Raw genomic sequence first — 19,247 nt, forward strand, 5'->3', positions numbered from 1 at the left:
ATCCCTTCTACGGTCTTTCTTAAATTAGCATAGTCATAGATGCCAATTTCTTGTAGAATGGGTTTTAGCTTCTTCCAGTGTTGATTATTTAGCATAAGACGAGGCATAGCGAACAGTCTTCTTTTTGGGTCAGAGCTTAAAGTTTACTGTTTCGCTATTTTTTTATCAAAATTTCCTCATTATGTCCTTTTGTATATTAAATGTTCAACACAACCTAATATTCCCCCATCCGCTTCACCGCCACATAGGCGGCTTAGAAACTATAAAAAAGCTGGGAGTTCTAAGGGGGAAAACTTCACCGCCACATAGGCGGCTTAGAAAAAATCCGCGACCTTTTGCAAAGCGAAGAATATCTTCACCGCCACATAGGCGGCTTAGAAATTGCTGTCTTCTTTGACTTCGACAACCTTGCTCTTCACCGCCACATAGGCGGCTTAGAAAATGCGTGGAGTTAATCGTGTAATTATCATTGGCTTCACCGCCACATAGGCGGCTTAGAAATCAAGTTGCATCATCTGTGTATTACGACCAAACTTCACCGCCACATAGGCGGCTTAGAAAGCTTGCTATCTCTCAATTAACTGGTATTGCGCCTTCACCGCCACATAGGCGGCTTAGAAATTCCCAATTTGCGATTGCTGAAATCATTTGCTCTTCACCGCCACATAGGCGGCTTAGAAAATGACAACCGATTATGATTTTTATCTCGTTGGCTTCACCGCCACATAGGCGGCTTAGAAATATTAGCAGCAACTAACAGGGCTTCAATCAAACTTCACCGCCACATAGGCGGCTTAGAAAAGTATCAATCGTTATACTTACTCGTGTATCTGCTTCACCGCCACATAGGCGGCTTAGAAAAAAGAAAATCCATGTATTCACTTGCGCGGTGTCTTCACCGCCACATAGGCGGCTTAGAAAGTTGCAAAAAGTCCTATTGTCTCAAAAGTTGGCTTCACCGCCACATAGGCGGCTTAGAAATATGGGTCGTGAAGCTCAACGCACTGTAGAAACTTCACCGCCACATAGGCGGCTTAGAAAAAGAGTGCAAATGACCTTTCCAACCGTCCTTGCTTCACCGCCACATAGGCGGCTTAGAAAAGTAATCAAGTCTTGAGTTTGATTAGCTGGCACTTCACCGCCACATAGGCGGCTTAGAAAAAGCACACCCAAAAACGGTTTGGCAACGTAAACTTCACCGCCACATAGGCGGCTTAGAAATATAAAAAAGTGGGTTAAACTGCGTTTGAATTTCTTCACCGCCACATAGGCGGCTTAGAAATATTGTGATACTTGTTTAGATTTACCTTCTTTATTCACCGCCACATAGGCGGCTTAGAAATTTTTCAAGTCAAACATCGGGCAAATACCCGCATTCACCGCCACATAGGCGGCTTAGAAAAGTTTGTAATAACGCACGAATACGGCTATCAGATTCACCGCCACATAGGCGGCTTAGAAAAATTAGGCTATCACTTGGCTTTTTTCCTTTACATTCACCGCCACATAGGCGGCTTAGAAAAGCCGCATCGACTTTATCACCGACTTTATCACATTCACCGCCACATAGGCGGCTTAGAAATTCTTTTAACAATATTTCGTTTTCTTTAACATATTCACCGCCACATAGGCGGCTTAGAAAAATGCGGGGACGCGCTCAGAAGGTTTTAGCTGATTCACCGCCACATAGGCGGCTTAGAAAACAAAGATTTGTTTCTAGTTAAAAACCCTAAAATTCACCGCCACATAGGCGGCTTAGAAAAGACATATCTATTTTATTACTGTTCTGGGCTTATTCACCGCCACATAGGCGGCTTAGAAATTGCTGATAAACACACCAACCATTGCGCCACTATTCACCGCCACATAGGCGGCTTAGAAATCAGGTAAATTGTCATAAGCAAACTTTGTCTTTATTCACCGCCACATAGGCGGCTTAGAAAACTACGACAATAACATTGATGTTGTAGAGCATATTCACCGCCACATAGGCGGCTTAGAAAATAAAGACGAATTGTGCCCTGCTACTCTAGAAATTCACCGCCACATAGGCGGCTTAGAAAAACATTCCAATCGCGCCTTGTCGCTGCTTCAAATTCACCGCCACATAGGCGGCTTAGAAATACGTATCGCATCTCAGGTGGGTTCCAACGTAATTCACCGCCACATAGGCGGCTTAGAAATTGCAGAAGGTGAAGAATAAAGACCAAGACTATATTCACCGCCACATAGGCGGCTTAGAAAATGATGTATTGAAAGTCATCAATAACCATGATTATTCACCGCCACATAGGCGGCTTAGAAAAACAGACAAAGACGTTGAGGGAGTTGCAGGACATTCACCGCCACATAGGCGGCTTAGAAAAATCGCCTTGCTTATTTTGTAGCCTTCTTTCAAATTCACCGCCACATAGGCGGCTTAGAAAATAGACCTTGATACAAGTAGCTACCTGGTACAATTCACCGCCACATAGGCGGCTTAGAAAACTGGCTTTAACCTGTTGGCATGACCAGTCGCATTCACCGCCACATAGGCGGCTTAGAAATGCTGGTAAAATTCATGAATTGCAGATTTCTGATTCACCGCCACATAGGCGGCTTAGAAAGCAACCCTGTTAACCCCTGCGGTCACCATACAATTCACCGCCACATAGGCGGCTTAGAAAATCGTGTTGGGATAAGGGCGACATGATCCAAAATTCACCGCCACATAGGCGGCTTAGAAATGAAAAAGACCCTAAGCAACCGCCCAAACTCGATTCACCGCCACATAGGCGGCTTAGAAAACTCGTAAGCAGCCTTCGCCTTACTCTCAAATATTCACCGCCACATAGGCGGCTTAGAAATTGCAAAAGCAGTACAGGCATAAAGTAATTACGATTCACCGCCACATAGGCGGCTTAGAAATGTTAAATCACTCAATTCCGATAAAACATGGTATTCACCGCCACATAGGCGGCTTAGAAAGTCTAGCGGTAGTCCAGACCTTAACCGATAGCATTCACCGCCACATAGGCGGCTTAGAAAAACAGACAAAGACGTTGAGGGAGTTGCAGGACATTCACCGCCACATAGGCGGCTTAGAAAAACACGGCAAACGGCTCGGCAAGTTTGCAATCATTCACCGCCACATAGGCGGCTTAGAAAGGCTTGCCATCGGTCTCAACGACTGACTTGGTATTCACCGCCACATAGGCGGCTTAGAAAGTGCTAGTCGTATGTTGAAAACCGCTTACAGCATTCACCGCCACATAGGCGGCTTAGAAATTTGTGGAATTTATTAGTTCACATTAGTAAACATTCACCGCCACATAGGCGGCTTAGAAACAAGTGATAACCGCGTCAAATTTATCCTTAATATTCACCGCCACATAGGCGGCTTAGAAAACTGATTGACCTGACAGCCGCAGGGCAGACGCATTCACCGCCACATAGGCGGCTTAGAAATTTGTGGAATTTATTAGTTCACATTAGTAAACATTCACCGCCACATAGGCGGCTTAGAAAAGTCTATCTTCTTCATGTTGCGTGAGGATACTATTCACCGCCACATAGGCGGCTTAGAAATTGCACAGTCAAAACGCCAGTAACCGCCATCTTATTCACCGCCACATAGGCGGCTTAGAAAAAAGCTGAATATGAGCGTCGTCAAGCCAACTTATTCACCGCCACATAGGCGGCTTAGAAAGTATTGGTGCATATCCACCATGTCAGGCAACAATTCACCGCCACATAGGCGGCTTAGAAATGTGTCCTTCACGCTCAATTTGCGAGCCAACGATTCACCGCCACATAGGCGGCTTAGAAAAAGCGCAGTAGATAGCCAATAATTAAGCGTAAATTCACCGCCACATAGGCGGCTTAGAAAAGTATGGTGAGCGTTTGGAAGTTCCCCAGCGCATTCACCGCCACATAGGCGGCTTAGAAACAAAGGTTGCCCCTACTCTATCGACGAGATGGATTCACCGCCACATAGGCGGCTTAGAAAGATAACTTTCTAGGTTTGTCCAATCCACTCGAATTCACCGCCACATAGGCGGCTTAGAAACATAGGGGGTATACCCCAATAAAATCAACAAAATTCACCGCCACATAGGCGGCTTAGAAACGTGACGTTGCGACCGTGTATGCCGAGCAATTATTCACCGCCACATAGGCGGCTTAGAAAAATAGGAAAACACAACATGAAACAATTAAACAATTCACCGCCACACAGGCGGCTTAGAAATATAAAAAAACCCCCTTTCGGAGGTTAACAGGATTCACCGCCATACAGGCGGCTTAGAAAAACCAGCGTGACATAAAGGTACACTCCCAGCGATTCACCGCCACACAGGCGGCTTAGAAACTGGAGTGTGTTTGTATGAGCTTTAATCATGCCTTCACCGCCACATAGGCGGCTTAGAAAACCGTAAAAGAAAACTAATCGAGTAAACAACACTTCACCGCCACATAGGCGGCTTAGAAAGCCCTGCCGTGGTCTTAGCGTTCATTTGGTGCCTTCACCGCCACACAGGCGGCTTAGAAAGTCCTGTGTCAAATGCAACAATGACAAACACACTTCACCGCCACACAGGCGGCTTAGAAAGCTTTGATAGTAGGCTTGCAGCTTTTCCCCTTCTTCACCGCCACACAGGCGGCTGAGTCTTAATTAGTAAAACAGTGAAGTTTATTTATTTTTACTAAAGTGACCAAAAACAAGTGGGTGTGAAATTAAAAGTCTTAAAAAAATGCGTGGTCACCAAATGGTCACCTTTTGGTCACCATTCAATTTCTGTAGTAAAAAAGGTGCCCAAAATCACAAAAGTGGTCAAAATTTCAACTCTCGAAAAACCACGTAAACACTTGATATCACTGCAATAAAAAAGCCCCAATCAATCGACTGGGGCTTTTGGAATATGGTAGGCATAATCTGACTCGAACAGACGACCCCCACCATGTCAAGGTGGTGCTCTAACCAACTGAGCTATATGCCTAAAAGGGTCTAACAACCTACTTGCGTAAGTAGGAGTGCCATTTTACCAAAAAATTTCGCTTTTGCAAGTGGTTTTAATTTTTCGCTTCAATTTTTATTGCGCCATCTTCAGCTAAGTTTTCGTTAAGGTTAGGTTGTTTCAATACACTCAGCCACTCGGATATACCTCAGTATCAACCTTATCCCGTGACCTGACAACTTTATCAAAAACTTAGGATGGCATTATGAAAAAATCATTAATTACTTCAGGCTTATTGGCACTCGCTATGTTATCAGCTAGCAGCGCATTTGCCGAAGCCAACTGCCAAGCACACCCAAAAAACGAACAAATCCCGCAAGCCGATTTTCAAAAAGCACTAGAAAAACATGGCTTTACTATCAAAAAATTCAAAACTGATGGCAACTGCTTTGAGATGTATGGCAAAAGCAAAGGTGGAAAAAAAGTCGAAATGTACTTCGATACCAAAGACGGCAAAATCGTTAAATCAGAAATCGACTAATGATAGGATAAGCAAACCGTCCAACCAACGCAATTTGAGGTAGGTTTGCCAATGTTATGCCTTCACACGGCTAACTTAGCCGTGTTGATATTTTAGACAATGGAAAATAACAATGTTACCACAACCACAATCTGCACAAACCATCAAAGTCTGGGATATTTGGGTGCGCATCACTCATTGGGCAGTCGCTGCGGGTATTTTTGCCAACCTTATCGTCACTGAAGGTGGTAGTGATGTGCATGAGTACATAGGTTATGTCGTCGTGGCGCTGGTAGTGTCTCGTTTGATTTGGGGATTGGTGGGTAGCCAATACGCCAGATTTAGTAATTTTTTCCCTACCCCAACCCGCATTCGCGAGCATATGACCGACATCAAGCAGCATAAATTTCAAGATCATCTGGGTCACAATCCGTTGGGTGCGCTGATGATGTTTGCGCTGTGGGCCGTTATTATCGCGCTGGGGGTCACAGGCTATCTGCAAACCACCGACCAATTTTGGGGAGAAGATAGCATCCAAGCGATTCACGAATTTTTAGCCAATAGTCTTTGGGTACTAGTCCCTTTACACGTGGCAGCCGCGATTATAATGGGAAGACTACAACAGCAAAACTTGGTAAAATCGATGATAACGGGTGAAAAAACCGTTCAATAAATACCTTTGCTAAAAAATAAGATAAAACCTACGGAAGACTCTCATGACCCGAATTTTACTGATTGAAGATGATGCCACCATTGCCGATGGCATTGTCAAAGGCTTGAGCCAACAAAACATGATGGTGGATTGGTTTGCTGATGCCAAACTCGGTGAAATGGCCATTCATGAAGGGGTGTTTGATGCCGTGTTATTGGATTTGACCTTGCCACGTGGTGATGGAATGACCATTTTAGCCAATTGGCGACAGCAAAAGATTGACACGCCTGTCTTGATTATTACGGCGCGTGATGCCATTGCCAACCGCGTGGCAGGTCTCAATGCTGGCGCAGACGATTATTTGGTCAAACCCTTTGCTTTAGATGAAGTGGTTGCCCGTTTGCAGGCTTTGATTCGCCGTAGCCAAGGGCGCAGTCAAACCGAAATCCGTTATGGGGATGTCAGCTATTTGCCACAGCAGCAGCAAGTTTTTTATCAAGGCAAATGGGTGGATTTGACTGCCAAAGAAATCACTGTCCTTGAGCAGTTTATCAGCTATCCCAATTTGGTACATAGCCGTGCCAGCCTTGAGGATAAGCTATACGGTTGGCAGCAAGATATTGAAAGCAATGCGATTGAGGTACATATTCATAACCTGCGAAAAAAACTCGGCAATGATTTTATCCTCACTCGGCGTGGTATTGGCTATTATCTCAATCCTGCCTTGCAGCGCCCTGAATGATTCCCCCGATATCCTGCTTTAAGCTGTTACCATTATGACCCCTACCACCCAAAAAGCTTATAGTATCCAAAGGCAGCTACTCAATTCCCTGCTCATCGGACTACCGATTATTTGGCTATCGATTACCCTCATATCGGTATGGCGGCTTTCGCACGAAATCAACGAAATCAATGACACCCAAATCACCCAATTAGCCCGCTATCTGATTGGTATTTCTCAAGACGTTAAACTTCATCTCACCAACCCTGCCAATGAGCCTAAAATTTTAAATCTTGAAAATGGCTTGCTATCAGGCGATTTAGGGGATGCCGAAGAAGACTATATGGGTTTTGCGATTTGGGATCAAAACGGTAAATTACTGATGGCTGATAAAGACGGTCAGCATTTTACATTTTTGCCCAAACAACATGGGTTTTTGGAAAACAACAGTGCCTATCAAGAGCTCAATCCCTTTAGTCACTCGTGGCGCCTGTTTTATGCGCATGACGACGCTACCAACCATCTCATCGCTATCGGGCAAAACCTTAATTCGCGTCAAGAGATTATCTATAAATCATTAACCATTCAACTCGTTCCCTCGCTGATTGGGGTGCTGCTATTGATTATGCTGACATGGCTGTCAGTGCGACGAGGGTTTGTTCCACTTAAACGGATTAGTGACTTGTTGAGCACTCGCAGCCCTGAAGATAAAACCCCATTATCGGTCGATACACCATTAGAAATTCAACCCTTGCTAAACGCGCTTAATGAGTTATTTGATAAAGTCGCGGATACCCTTGAGCGTGAAAAACGCTTTACCGCAGATGCCTCTCATGAATTACGCAGCCCGCTCACTGCCATCAAACTACAGACCGATGTACTACAACAAACCATTTTGCAAGCCAATTTAACCGATAGTCAAACCGATGCCCTCCTGAGTCACTGCCGACAAATCAGTCATAGTAATGAGCGCGCCAATCGACTGGTCGAACAATTGCTGATTTTGGCAAAACTGGCGCCACAGCAAGGGCTCGACCCGCAGACCTTTGCACCGATTGATTGGATAGCCCTATCCAATGATATCCTCTCAGAAGTCAACCGTCGTGCCCGCGAAAAAAACAGCCAATTACGCCGTGATGTGTTAGTGGATGCCAAAGCTATTTTGCCTTTGACAGGTAACGCCACGTTAATCGGCATTTTGCTGCGTAACCTATTGGACAATGCCATTCGCTATAGCCCTGACCATACCACGATTCGGTTAGTGTTAGATAGCGAGGTGATTTCAGTCATCGACAATGGCAACGGGGTTGCACCTATCGACCTTGCTCGGCTATCAGAGCGGTTTTTTCGTCCCGCAGGTCAAGCTGAGATTGGTAGTGGCTTGGGTCTGTCGATTGTGCGCCGTATCGCTGAGCTGCATGGTTTGCAAATTACCCTACAGAACCTAGAACACGATGGGCAGATTTGCGGTTTTCAAGTCAGTCTCTTTAAGCGCTGACTTGCCCACTGCTGAAGCTTACTTTACCAACAACAGGGGGCATTTAAAAAAGGATACATAGCGTATCCTTTTTGTGGGAGTAAACTAAAAAAATTAGTACACGTTGGGCACATACATATCTTCAGCGATAGGCTCACGTTGGTAATTGTCGTGATGCTCGCGTTCTGGCAATACCACTTCATCCCGTTGTATTTCTTGGTAGGGAATTTGTGAGAGCAGATGGTTGATGCAGTTTAGCCGCGCTTTTTTCTTATCATCCCCCTCAACCACCCACCAACGAGCTTCTGGAATATGGGTGCGTTCAAACATCACTTCCTTGGCTTTGGTATAATCCTCCCAGCGGCGACGCGATTCTAAATCCATCGGCGAGAGTTTCCACTGTTTGAGCGGGTCATAAATACGGCTCATAAAGCGTGATTCTTGCTCGTCATCTGAAATAGAAAACCAATATTTGATTAAGCGAATCCCCGAGCGCACCAACATACGCTCAAATTCTGGCACTGACTCAAAAAACTCTTCGTATTGCGCGTCAGTACAAAATCCCATCACTCGCTCAACCCCTGCACGGTTGTACCAACTGCGGTCAAATAACACAATCTCGCCCGCCGCTGGCAGGTGCGCGACATAGCGCTGAAAATACCATTGGGTTTTTTCTCGGTCATTGGGTGCAGGCAGGGCGGCCACACGGCAGACACGCGGATTGAGCCGTTGGGTGATACGTTTGATAGCACCGCCTTTACCCGCTGAGTCGCGACCTTCAAAGATGACAACGATGCGCTCACCCGTTGCCACTACCCAATCTTGCAATTTGATCAATTCTTTTTGCAGACGAATCAATTCATTAAAATAAATATGGCGAGCGATTTTTTGGCTGTCGGTTAACGGCTGCCCGTCATACCGTAAATCTTGGATGTAGTCGTCCATTTCGGACTCAATCTCTTCATCATAGCTGTCAATCAAGTCGTCATGCATTTGTTGACGCAGTCTATCATTGTTTTTGAGGGTTTCATCATTTAAAAAATGTGATTGGGGTAAGTCATCAAGCATATCGGTAATATGATCGCTGATAGTGAGGTTGCTATGTGCAGTGGGCTGATTATTTGGCATATTGACGTTCTCTAATGAGCATTAAAAATGCTGATAATATGACAAAATTATGAAGGTATGATGATACAAAAGGTTAAAAACATCAGCTTATCTGCGCTGGCTGAAGCATTAAGTATTGTTGAGGCGTTAAAAACCAACCAAGTTGACAAACTGCCTTTGACAGCAGACATTCCGCCTACATCAGGTTTACAGCGTCCCGATCTTTGGGCAAGTCTGTTGACCATTAAACAAACGCCTGCGTTTACCCCGCTCGTCAAAACAGTAGCCGATAGTGAAGTCAAACTTATTTGGGCAGAAGCAGAATTTTGTGAGTTTGGTTGGCGCCATTCTCGCGAGCACTATAATACTGTTGACCGCTGGGTAGCTACGGCTGAATTAACCGCCTTAAATACATCGGGTGTGGATAAACAAAGCTTTAATGCGTTAAAAGCCCAGTATTTGGCGCGCTTAAAGCTGCTTGCTGCGACTAAAAATAGTAGAGAAAGTTGCCGTGGCGCTGTGTTACCTTATATCGAGCCACCCAAAGTTGCCATAGCTGATGAGCAGTTTACCGTTAAATAAACTAACCAAATAATTTATCTGTTCTTGGCAAAGTTAAGATAGGCGCATAACTCGCTACAAATACCAAGAAGGCGACAATCCAAAACGCTTGAGCCATTGCCAGCGTAGCAAAGTAATAATCAGGCAGTATCCAACCCAATACCGCCCTCGCCAACCAAGCCATCGTCATGCTAATAAAAATGACAGTAACGGTTTTGGGCGGCTGATGGATATTGCGTCCGGTATGACCCAAAGACACCCGCGACATCATTGCCAGTGTCATTAGCCCAATACCTGATATCACAACGGCATGCAGCGCTAAGCTGTGATTGATGATACCAAAAGGGACTAATACAAATAGGAAAAACCCAATCACCATACCAAAAAAGCTTAGCCAAAGTGACCACAGTAGTGGTTTTGACCAAATTTCTGGCAAATACCAGTTTTTAAGTCGTATTAAATTGCTGATCGCAATGACTAGCGCTGCCGTACCGCTGGCACACACTGCCCAACGATAGCCCGTTAGAAACACATCACTCAGCATAAAGGCAAAAAATCCTAACAGACTGAGCCGATCCAGCAAATCAGAATTTTTAACTTTCTGTCGTACTTCCCCACCCGTAGCTATCCCACGCTCAATAAACATTGGCATCACGCGTCTACCGATGGTAAGCACCACGCCAACAATCAAATACAACCCAAATAACAGGGTCATATGCATGCCATTATTGTTTTGGGTAAATAGCGCAACATAAAACCAAACCTGTCCGATGAATAATAAAAGCAACTTAGCCACGATACCGATTTGACGTTTTTGCCGAACGCGATAAATCGGTAAGATAACAAAAGAGGCGGTTAATAACCAAAATATGATATCACTCGCAGCCGCTATCAGCGTGCCGGTGTTGATATTGATGCCGTTGGCCAAAAATAACACTCGAGCCAACGCCCAAGGTACAAAAATTACCAACAACTTATAACCGTAAGGCATAGACTGCTGAGTCCAAGCTTTCACGGCGGTCAACAAAAACCCTGCAATCACTGCCAGTGCGTAACCATACAACATCTCATGACCGTGCCAGTAAAACGGCATCATCTGATGCGTACCATCAAACTCAAACCGTGTGGCAAACGTTATGTATGCCCATTTCAGCATCGTCAAAATCGCAAACACTGCTGCACCTAAAAAGAAAATGCGAAAGCCTAAATTGAGTACAGGATGGGGAGAATAAGGGGGTTTGTTAGGTAATCTGATTTGTTGCATGGCTATGCTCACTTATTAGGGCAACCATCGTTTTAACATGTATTTAAAATATATATTATAGCAAAGTGTATATGAGAATAGCCGTTAATCTACATATTAAAGATTAACGCTATTTTCATTCTCTCTGCCTCATGCTTTTATACACAAATTAGGTTTTAGCTAAAATTTTCATTCAACAGGTTATTCCACAAATCTAACGATTGAGCGGCGACAAAATGTTATAATCGACTTATTAACAGATACCTATGACAATTTGAATCAGGACAAGCCTTTCGATGAGTATCAGCACCAGTAACGCACCTACCAGTCACAAACCCCACGACCCAACCAATTTTCAACTTACACCCCCTGCCAGCTTTCCGTTCAAAGCCATACAAGCGACCAATAAAGCGCGTTTAGCTGACCTGTTAAAACAGCGGATTTTGTTCCTTGACGGGGCGATGGGGACAGAAATCCAAAACTATAAACTCATCGAGGCAGACTACCGTGGTGAGCGATTTGCCAATTTTGGACGTGACGTCAAAGGCAACAATGACTTATTGGTACTGACCCAGCCGCATATCATCCGTGATATTCACCGCTCGTATCTTGAGGCAGGCGCAGATATCATTGAAACCAACAGTTTTAATGGCACGCAAATTTCGATGGCAGACTACGGCATGGAAAATCTCGTTTATGAGATTAACAAATCCGCCGCCGCCCTCGCCCGTCAAGTGTGTGATGAAGTCACTGCGATAAACCCAGAAAAACCTCGGTTTGTGGCAGGCGTGATTGGTCCCACCTCTCGCACTTGCTCGATTTCACCCGATGTCAATGACCCCGCCTTTCGTAACGTCACCTTCGATGAACTGGTTGATAACTACACTGAGGCGACTTACGCTTTGATTGAAGGCGGTGCGGACATTATCTTGATAGAAACCGTGTTCGATACCCTAAACGCCAAAGCAGCGATTTTTGCGGTGACGGGCGTGTTCGAGACCATTGGGTTTGAATTGCCGATTATGATTTCGGGCACCATTACCGATGCGTCGGGACGTACGCTGTCGGGGCAAACTGCCGAAGCATTTTATAATTCAATCCGCCACGCCAAGCCGATTTCGATTGGGTTTAACTGTGCGCTGGGCGCAGATGCGCTAAAGCCGCATATCAAAACCTTGTCGGATGTGTGCGAAACTTTTGTGTCCGCTCACCCCAATGCAGGCTTGCCCAACGAGTTTGGCGAATATGACGAAACCCCTGAACAAACTGCCACCATGGTTGCCGACTATGCCAAATCTGGCTTGGTCAATATCGTGGGCGGTTGCTGTGGTACCACCCCCAAACATATCGCCAAAATTGTCGAGATGACGTCACCCTTTGCCCCACGCCAGCTGCCAGACTACAAGCCAGCTTGCCGGTTGTCGGGACTCGAAGCATTCAACATCACCCGTGACAGCCTGTTTGTCAATGTCGGTGAACGTACCAATGTCACAGGTTCAAAGAAATTTTTGCGTCTCATCAAAAACGAAGAATACACCGAAGCGCTGGACGTGGCTCGTGACCAAGTCGAAGGCGGCGCCCAAGTCGTTGATATCAACATGGATGAAGCCATGCTAGATAGCAAGGCGGCGATGATTCACTTTGTCAATTTGGTCGCCAGTGAGCCAGATATCAGCCGTGTACCGCTGATGATTGATTCGTCAAAATGGGACATCATCGAAGCGGGTCTTAAATGCACGCAAGGCAAATCTGTGGTCAATTCGATCTCGTTAAAAGAAGGCAAGACAGAGTTTGTGGAAAAAGCCAAGCTATGTCAGCGTTATGGGGCGGCGATTATCGTCATGGCGTTCGATGAAGACGGACAGGCGGACAGTTTTGAGCGTAAAATCGAAATCTGCAAACGCTCATACGATATTTTGGTTGATGAAATCGGTTTTCCGAGTGAAGATATCATCTTTGACCCCAATATTTTTGCCGTCGCCACGGGGATTGAAGAGCATAACAATTACGGCTTAGACTTTATCAATGCCACCCGATGGATTACCGATAATTTGCCCAACGCCATGGTATCAGGTGGTGTGTCCAATGTGTCGTTCTCATTTCGTGGCAATCCCATTCGTGAAGCCATTCACGCCGTGTTCTTGTACCACGCTATCAAAAACGGCATGACCATGGGGATTGTCAACCCCGCCATGCTAGAGCTGTATGACGATATCGAGCCAGACGCTAGAAATGCTATTGAAGACGTGATTTTGAACCGCAACCAAGGCGAGTCAGGTCAAGACGCCACCGACCATTTGATGCAAGTGGCAGAAAACTATTTGAGCGGTAAGAAAAAAGACAGCACCGTCGATTTGTCATGGCGTGAATTGCCCGTCGAAAAACGCATTGAACATGCGTTAGTTAAAGGGGTAACCACTTATATCAATGAAGACACTGAAGAAGCACGGCTAAAATTCTCGCGTCCCTTAGACGTCATCGAAGGACCTTTGATGGACGGTATGAACGTGGTCGGTGACTTGTTTGGGGCAGGCAAAATGTTCCTACCGCAAGTGGTAAAATCCGCCCGTGTGATGAAGCAAGCGGTGGCATGGCTTAATCCGTATATCGAAAAAGAAAAAGTTGCAGGCGAAACCAAAGGCAAAGTACTCATGGCAACGGTGAAAGGCGATGTGCATGACATCGGCAAAAACATCGTTGGCGTAGTGCTTGGCTGTAATGGCTATGACATCATCGACTTAGGCGTGATGGTGCCTTGTGAAAAAATCCTACAAGTCGCCAAAGATGAAAACGTCGATATCATCGGCTTGTCAGGCTTGATTACCCCAAGCCTTGATGAAATGGTGTACGTCGCCAAACAAATGCAGGAGCAAGGCTTTAATCTACCCTTACTGATTGGCGGTGCAACGACTTCAAAAGCCCATACCGCGGTAAAAATCGAGCCCAACTATCAAAACGATGCGGTTGTCTATGTTGCCGATGCCAGCCGCGCAGTGGGCGTAGCGACGACTTTACTATCCAAAGAAAAACGCGTCGATTTTATCAGTGAGCTGCGTCAAGAGTATGGCGAAGTCCGTGAACGTCTTGCCAATCGCCAACCCAAAGCGGCGAAGCTATCATATGCGGAATCGATTGAACAAGGTTTCCAATACGACTGGGCGAACTACACGCCCCCTAAGCCCAACCAATTAGGACAAGTTATTTTGGACGATTATCCGTTACAAAATTTATTGCCTTATATCGACTGGACACCTTTCTTTATCTCTTGGGGATTGGTCGGTAAATATCCCAAAATCTTTGATGATAGCATCGTCGGGGAGGAAGCCAAAGACTTATTTGCCAATGCCCAAGCCATGATTGACAAATTAATCAAGGAAAAATTGGTCACAGCTAAAGCGGTGTTTAGACTAAGCCCTGCCCAACGCCCAAGCTCAGACACGGTGCAGGTACTAGACGACCAAGGCAATGTCACGCATACCTTTGAGCATTTACGCCAGCAGTCTGATAAAGCCAGTGGTAAACCTAATTACAGCCTAGCGGATTTTATCAGTCCTGAAAAAACCGATTATCTCGGTGGTTTTACCGTGTCATTGTTTGGCGCAGAAGCACTTGCCAATGACTATAAAGCCAAAGGTGATGATTATAGTGCCATCATGGTACAGGCGCTTTGCGACCGCTTTGCTGAAGCATTTGCTGAGCATTTGCATGAGTTGATTCGTAAACAGTATTGGGGCTATCAAGCGAATGAAAGCCTAACCAATGATGAACTCATCAAAGAAAAATATGTCGGCATTCGCCCTGCGCCGGGTTATCCTGCCTGCCCTGACCACACCGAAAAAGGCAAGCTGTTTGACTGGCTTGATACCACCAATGCCATTGGGACGTATTTGACAGAAAGCTATGCCATGTACCCTGCGTCTAGCGTGAGTGGGTTTTATTATAGCCACCCAGAGAGTGATTATTTTAATGTCGGTAAAATCAGTCAAGACCAGCTTGAAGATTATGCAGCGCGTAAAGGCTGGGATAAAGCTACAGCAGAAAAGTGGCTAAATCCGAATTTATAAGTTAAAGAGTGAGCTTTATGATTGACCCTGATAATTTTAAACAAGTCCTAATTTATCTAGGATTTACTGAAACAAATAATATTTTTACTAAGTCTTTTAACAATCAAGTTTTTTTAACTGCAGACTTCAATAACAATACCCTTATTTACCCTGAAGATAAGGGTATGACGATTAACGAAAGGCAAACTTGCAACTTTTCACAAAAAGAGAATTTCGTTGTTTTTGAATGTGTGCATCGTTTGCTCAATCAAGGGTATAAACCTGAGCACATAGAACTTGAGCCAAGATGGCAATTGGGTCATGGGGCAAGTGGTGGCAGAGCTGATATTTTGGTAAAAGATAACAGCAACAATGCTTTGTTAATCATTGAATGCAAAACGGCGGGAACAGAATTTAATAAAGCATGGGCAAAAACCTTGCAAGATGGCGGGCAGTTATTGAGCTACGTTCAGCAAGAAGGTACAACCCAATTTGTCAGCTTATACGCCTCAGACTTAGTTGATAGTAATGTTCAAGCTAAATATTATCTAATTTCTCTAAAAGACAATGATGAATTGGTGGCAACGCTTGAGCAGGATAGTGATGCGTCAATTTTGACATTTAGGGAAGCCAAAACCCGTACCGTTGAAATGATTTATCAAGCTTGGAAACAAACTTATCAACAGGATTTTGCCACTAAGGGCTTATTTGAAGCAGGTTTGCAAGCTTATCAAATTGGCAAAACTGAATATAATTTGCAAGATTTAGCAGTAGTCTCAAGTCAAGATATTCAGGGCAAATATCATCAGTTTGCAACTATTCTACGTCAACACAACGTATCGGGGCGAGAAAATGCTTTTGATAAATTGGTAAATTTATTTTTATGTAAAATTGTTGATGAAAAAAATAACCCAGATAAATTACATTTTTATTGGAAAGGGATTAGTTATGACAATCCTTTTGATTTGCAAGACCGCTTACAAGCTTTGTACCAAATCGGGATGCTTCAATTTTTAGGCGAAGAAGTCACCTATATCAAAGATACGGACGTCGAGCAAGCTTTTCGATTTTATAAAAACGATCCGAACGAAACACAAAAAGCCATTCGAGAAATGTTCCGTAAGCTTAAATTTTTTACCAATAATGACTTTGCCTTTATCGACGTTCATAACCAAAAACTGTTTCAACAAAACTCAGCTGTCTTGTTAAAAATGGTACAAATGCTACAAGATATTCGCCTAACCACCGAGCAAGAAAATCAGTTTTTAGGCGATATGTTTGAGGGCTTTTTAGACCAAGGTGTCAAACAATCTGAGGGGCAATTTTTCACACCCATGCCAATTGTGAAATTTATCCTCAAGTCTTTGCCTTTAGCTGATGTCATTCATAACAGCGATGATATCCCCAAAGCCATTGATTATGCGTGTGGTGCTGGACATTTTCTTAATGAATACGCAACCGAAGTTAAACAGTTACTTGAGCAAACAAAGAGCGAACATATGCCTAGCGAATTTTATGCTCAAACCGTCGGTATCGAAAAAGAATATCGACTTTCAAAAGTGGCAAAAGTATCAGCATTTATGTATGGGCAAGATGATATTCAAATTGTTTATGCAGATGCTTTGGCAAAAAATGATGATATCAAACATCATACTTATCATATTCTCGTTGCCAATCCACCCTACAGCGTAAAAGGATTTTTAGATACATTATCACCCACGGACCGTAGGCAATACCGTTTAATTAATAGCATTGAAGAAAAAAGCTTTGACGTTAATAACGCTATAGAAACTTTTTTTATCGAACGTGCAGAACAACTACTCAAAACAGATGGGGTTGCGGGTATCATTGTCCCCTCATCTATTTTATCAAAAGGCAAAGCCAATAGTACTAGCCAAAGTAAAAACGTGTATGTCGCTACCCGTGAGATTCTATTAGAAAATTTTGATATCGTGGCGATTGCAGAGTTTGGCTCAGGTACATTTGGTAAAACTGGGACTAATACAGTCACACTATTTTTACGCCGTAAAATGGTGGCAGACCCAACTCAAGCCAATCATTATCGTCAGCGAGTGAATGATTGGTTTAATCCGTTTGAAAATCCACAAAACTCAACTATCTATGCTGATGAGCATTTTATTCGTGAGTATTGTGAACATTTGGATTTGAATTTCGAGGACTATAATACGCTATTACAAGGTCAGCCCAATGATGATTTGCTCACAACAGAATACTTCACTGCTTATCAATCTACATTTGATAAATCGACAGAAATCAAAAATCTGAAAAAATCAAAACTATTTAAGCAAAAATCCGAAACTGAAAAAAAATATGAATTATTAAAACGGTTTGTCAATTATTTGCAAAAAGTTGAAAAAGATAAATTGTATTATTTTGTGTTGGCTAGCACCAATCCGCAACCTGTTTTGATTGTCAAAAGCCCAAGCACAAATAAAGAGATGAAAAAGTTTTTAGGATATGAATGGAGTAGTGCCAAAGGCAATGAAGGGATTAAGTATCTTGGCGGTGTCATTGATTTGCCTGTATTAGAAACAGTAGATGAAGAAAATGCAAGCGAGGTTGAAGATGAAGATAGTCGAATTTTGCAGAATATGTTTAGTTTAAATTCGATTAATACGCCCTTATATGACCCAAAAAATAATGATAATCCTGAAAAAATCAATTACTTGATTCGTGAGAATTTTCTCAAAAACCCTGTGGAAATTCCAGAATCTTTGAAAGATTTTGTCACGCAGGTAAGATTGATTGATATGCTTGATTTTTCGATTGTAGATTTTAATAAAGCTTTAAGTTTAACGCCAAAAACTAATTTTAATATTGATACAAAATGGCAAATTGTTAGAATTTCTGATATTGCAGAGACATCGTCAGGTGGCACACCTAAATCTGATAATGAGGCTTTTTATTATAAAGGTACAATACCTTGGATAAATAGCGGTGAAGTTCGACAAGGTTTAATAACTAGCACTGAGAATTATATTACCGAGCTTGGATTAGAGAACTCATCAGCAAAAATTTTTCCAAAAGATACTGTTCTTTTAGCTATGTATGGTGCAACGGCGGGGCAAGTCGGACTTCTAGGTTTTGAAGCAAGTAGCAATCAAGCAGTTTGCGGTATGATTCCTAAAGAGAATTGTTTGCCAAAATACCTTTACCATTATCTTGCAACTCAGTTAGATAATTTACTTAGTGTAAGAATGGGAACGGCTAGATTAAATCTTTCCCAAGATACGATTAAAAACTTCAAAATTCCTTTACCACCAATTGATATCCAACAAAAAATCATTGATGAGTGCCAACTAATAGATGATGAAGTTAATAAAGCCCGACAAGCCATTGACCAAGCGAATCAACAAATTAACCAACTATTTACTAACAGCCTTAATAATACAAGCACAGCAAAACGACTGAGCAATAATGAAGACTTTGAAATAGGAATCGGCAAACGAGTTCTTGCTAGCCAAATTGAAGAGCAAGCAAAAGACGGCTATCTGCCTGTCTATAGTGCCAATGTTTTCGATATCTTTGGTTACATCAATGATAGCTTAATTGACAACTTTGAATTACCTTCCGTATTATGGGGTATTGATGGCGATTGGATGACTAACTACTTACCTAAAAAATACAAATTTTACCCCACTGACCATTGTGGCTATATTCGAACTAAAACCGATGAAATCAACCCAAAATTTTTAACATGGCTACTTTATCAAGCAGGTCAAAGAGAGCGATTCTCAAGAAGTCATCGAGCTTCAATTGAACGCATTAAAAACTTAACGCTATCTTTCCCTAGTATAGATATTCAAAATGCAGTCGTTGAGCAAGTTATCATTTTTGAAAATCAAATTAAAGATTTACAAAACGTTATCAATGAAGCACATGATAAAAAACGGGTGATAATCGAATCTTATCTTTAACTATAAAAAGGGGGTAACGATTTTTTCTCGCTCCCTATTTTATAGACAATA

General features: G+C 43.3%; 9 protein-coding genes, 1 tRNA gene, 1 pseudogene and 1 CRISPR repeat array. Of the genes and pseudogenes, 7 read left to right on the forward strand and 4 right to left on the reverse strand.

Annotation, left to right across the window (positions count from 1 at the left end):
• Positions 1-107: pseudogene (locus RT084_RS11060) on the reverse strand (IS5/IS1182 family transposase); the annotation flags it as partial.
• Between the two features lie 125 nt (positions 108-232).
• A CRISPR array of direct repeats spans positions 233-4,588; the repeat unit is 28 nt; unit sequence ATTCACCGCCACATAGGCGGCTTAGAAA.
• Between the two features lie 311 nt (positions 4,589-4,899).
• Positions 4,900-4,976 (reverse strand) — tRNA-Val (locus RT084_RS11065).
• Positions 4,977-5,199: 223 nt separating this feature from the next.
• On the opposite strand from RT084_RS11065, the gene RT084_RS11070 reads away from it, so the two are divergent.
• The 4 genes from RT084_RS11070 (at position 5,200) to RT084_RS11085 (ending at position 8,325) form a co-directional block, all read left to right on the forward strand.
• The gene (locus RT084_RS11070) at positions 5,200-5,475 is read left to right on the forward strand and encodes a PepSY domain-containing protein (protein WP_007117114.1); all 276 of its coding nucleotides are present in this window, start codon (positions 5,200-5,202) and stop codon (positions 5,473-5,475) included.
• A 112-nt stretch (positions 5,476-5,587) separates the two neighbouring features.
• On the forward strand, positions 5,588-6,127 hold the full coding sequence (locus tag RT084_RS11075) for a cytochrome b/b6 domain-containing protein (RefSeq protein WP_312385309.1): 540 nt from the start codon (positions 5,588-5,590) through the stop codon (positions 6,125-6,127).
• 43 nt (positions 6,128-6,170) lie between these two features.
• Positions 6,171-6,848 (forward strand): response regulator, encoded by a 678-nt coding sequence (locus RT084_RS11080; protein WP_007117116.1) that lies wholly within the window; start codon positions 6,171-6,173, stop codon positions 6,846-6,848.
• Between the two features lie 34 nt (positions 6,849-6,882).
• Positions 6,883-8,325, forward strand: coding sequence for an ATP-binding protein (locus RT084_RS11085; protein WP_312385310.1), 1,443 nt, complete (start codon positions 6,883-6,885; stop codon positions 8,323-8,325).
• A 93-nt stretch (positions 8,326-8,418) separates the two neighbouring features.
• Here RT084_RS11085 and ppk2 read toward each other — a convergent pair whose 3' ends face one another.
• The gene (gene ppk2 / locus RT084_RS11090; protein WP_312385312.1) at positions 8,419-9,432 is read right to left on the reverse strand and encodes a polyphosphate kinase 2; all 1,014 of its coding nucleotides are present in this window, start codon (positions 9,430-9,432) and stop codon (positions 8,419-8,421) included.
• A 57-nt stretch (positions 9,433-9,489) separates the two neighbouring features.
• On the opposite strand from ppk2, the gene RT084_RS11095 reads away from it, so the two are divergent.
• A complete protein-coding gene (locus RT084_RS11095; protein WP_312385313.1) occupies positions 9,490-9,993 on the forward strand; it encodes a hypothetical protein in 504 nt (167 codons plus the stop codon).
• 1 nt (position 9,994) lies between these two features.
• Here the strand turns inward: RT084_RS11095 and RT084_RS11100 are convergent, their stop codons facing one another.
• Entirely contained in the window at positions 9,995-11,236 is a 1,242-nt protein-coding gene (locus tag RT084_RS11100; RefSeq protein WP_312385316.1) for an NnrS family protein, read from the reverse strand.
• A 275-nt stretch (positions 11,237-11,511) separates the two neighbouring features.
• Here RT084_RS11100 and metH point away from each other — a divergent pair, with 275 nt between their 5' ends.
• Together metH and RT084_RS11110 are read left to right on the forward strand one after the other, a co-directional pair.
• Positions 11,512-15,279, forward strand: a complete 3,768-nt coding sequence (metH, locus tag RT084_RS11105; RefSeq protein ID WP_312385318.1) for a methionine synthase — start codon at positions 11,512-11,514, stop codon at positions 15,277-15,279.
• Positions 15,280-15,296: 17 nt separating this feature from the next.
• A complete protein-coding gene (locus RT084_RS11110) occupies positions 15,297-19,196 on the forward strand; it encodes a restriction endonuclease subunit S (RefSeq protein WP_313100060.1) in 3,900 nt (1,299 codons plus the stop codon).
• Positions 19,197-19,247 lie beyond the last annotated feature (51 nt).

The organism is Moraxella sp. CTOTU48717, from assembly GCF_032057165.1.
Taxonomy (GTDB): Bacteria; Pseudomonadota; Gammaproteobacteria; order Pseudomonadales; family Moraxellaceae; genus Faucicola; species Faucicola tetraodonis.

Coding starts and splice junctions, on each gene's coding strand:
- RT084_RS11085 (WP_312385310.1), top strand. CDS start 6,883: ATGACCCCTACCACCCAAAAAGCTTATAGTATCCAAAGGCAGCTACTC.
- RT084_RS11070 (WP_007117114.1), top strand. CDS start 5,200: ATGAAAAAATCATTAATTACTTCAGGCTTATTGGCACTCGCTATGTTA.
- RT084_RS11080 (WP_007117116.1), top strand. CDS start 6,171: ATGACCCGAATTTTACTGATTGAAGATGATGCCACCATTGCCGATGGC.
- RT084_RS11100 (WP_312385316.1), bottom strand. CDS start 11,236: ATGCAACAAATCAGATTACCTAACAAACCCCCTTATTCTCCCCATCCT.
- RT084_RS11110 (WP_313100060.1), top strand. CDS start 15,297: ATGATTGACCCTGATAATTTTAAACAAGTCCTAATTTATCTAGGATTT.
- RT084_RS11075 (WP_312385309.1), top strand. CDS start 5,588: ATGTTACCACAACCACAATCTGCACAAACCATCAAAGTCTGGGATATT.
- metH (WP_312385318.1), top strand. CDS start 11,512: ATGAGTATCAGCACCAGTAACGCACCTACCAGTCACAAACCCCACGAC.
- RT084_RS11095 (WP_312385313.1), top strand. CDS start 9,490: ATGATGATACAAAAGGTTAAAAACATCAGCTTATCTGCGCTGGCTGAA.
- ppk2 (WP_312385312.1), bottom strand. CDS start 9,432: ATGCCAAATAATCAGCCCACTGCACATAGCAACCTCACTATCAGCGAT.